Origin of the sequence: Streptomyces sp. NPDC058964 (genome assembly GCF_042741275.1) — a bacterium.
Lineage (GTDB): Bacteria > Actinomycetota > Actinomycetes > Streptomycetales > Streptomycetaceae > Streptomyces.
This window is the reverse complement of sequence record NZ_JBHYKH010001024.1, coordinates 1-1,173: the sequence shown is the minus strand read 5'-3', so window position 1 is coordinate 1,173 and position 1,173 is coordinate 1. Positions and strand designations below refer to the sequence as shown.

The window sequence follows — 1,173 nt, the reverse complement described above, 5'->3', positions numbered from 1 at the left end:
TGTCAATACTGGAATGTAGAGTGGGGGCATGAGCCTCAGACACGCACTCCTCGGCCTTCTGTCGGAACGCCCCGCCAGCGGGTACGACCTGCTGAAACGGTTCGAGACCTCACTGGCCAACGTCTGGCCGGCCACGCAGAGCCAGATCTACACGGAGCTGACCAAGCTCGCGGGCACCGGTCTGATCACGGTGGCGGCCGAGGGGCCGCGCGGCCGCAAGGAATACGCCCTCACCGACGAGGGGATGGCCGAGCTGCGGCACTGGCTGACCGAGACGAAACCCCAGCGCAACACCCGTAGTGATCTGTTGCTGCGGGTCTTCTTCCTCGGGGTGCTCAAGTCCGAGCAGGCGCGCGCGTACCTGACCGAGCTGACCGAGTTGTCCGAGCAGGCCTACGAGGAGCTCGACCAGCTGGCCAAGGCCATCGACTGGGACGACGACAACCTCTCCGTCTACGGCCGGATCGCCCTCGAGTACGGCCTGCGCTTCAACGCCATGCGCCGCGAGTGGGCCCAGTGGGCAGCCGACCAGATCGCCTGAGGCGCGGAGCGGACCGCGGCGCTCGCCGTGTCCGGCCCGTCCCTCGGCCGGCTATCCACCTGTGAGGCCGGGGGCACACACCGGCGGCCTGCGCGTCGGCCTTGCCGCCTTCCTGGGCTCCTTAGCGGTGAGACGGTGAGACGGTGCGACGGTGGGTCACCGGGGAACCGGCCGTGTCAGGCCGCCCCCAGCGTGCTCCCCAGGGTCACGTTCCAGCGGCCGGCGCGGCCGCTGAACTCCGTTGCGGACAGGGGCGGTACGTCGAGCCGCCAGAAAGCCGACTCGGGTGCGCCGAGCACGGACACGGTCACGGCGCGGACGATCTCCGGCTCCACCACCGCCACTGTACGGCCGGAGAACTGTGACGCCTCGTCCAGCCAGTTCGAGGCGCGGCGGCACAACTGGTGCACGGATTCCCCGCCGTGCGGCGCGGCCAGTGGATCCGCCAGCCAGCGGGCCACCTCCTCCGGCCGGGCCGCGCCCACCTCGTCCAGCGTGCGGCCTCGCCAGCGGCCCACGTCCAGGCCGCTGAGTTCGGGTGAGGCCGTGGCGTTCAGGCCGAGTTCCTCGGCCGTCTCCCGGCAGCGGACGGTGGGGGAGACGACATTACTGTCGGCGGTTGGCCGGGCCCC

2 protein-coding genes are annotated in these 1,173 nt (G+C 70.7%); one reads left to right on the top strand and one right to left on the bottom strand.

The window, feature by feature from the left end:
- Window positions 1–28: 28 nt before the first annotated feature.
- Window positions 29–541, top strand: coding sequence for a PadR family transcriptional regulator (locus ACFW2E_RS47375; RefSeq protein WP_384478504.1), 513 nt, complete (start codon window positions 29–31; stop codon window positions 539–541).
- Window positions 542–717: 176 nt separating this feature from the next.
- Here ACFW2E_RS47375 and ACFW2E_RS47370 read toward each other — a convergent pair.
- A partial coding sequence (locus tag ACFW2E_RS47370) for a histidine phosphatase family protein (RefSeq protein ID WP_384478501.1) occupies window positions 718–1,173 on the bottom strand: 456 nt, incomplete at its 5' end.

What these genes read in the sequence shown, in the direction of transcription:
- ACFW2E_RS47375 (WP_384478504.1), top strand. Translation starts at nt 29, where the DNA reads ATGAGCCTCAGACACGCACTCCTCGGCCTTCTGTCGGAACGCCCCGCC.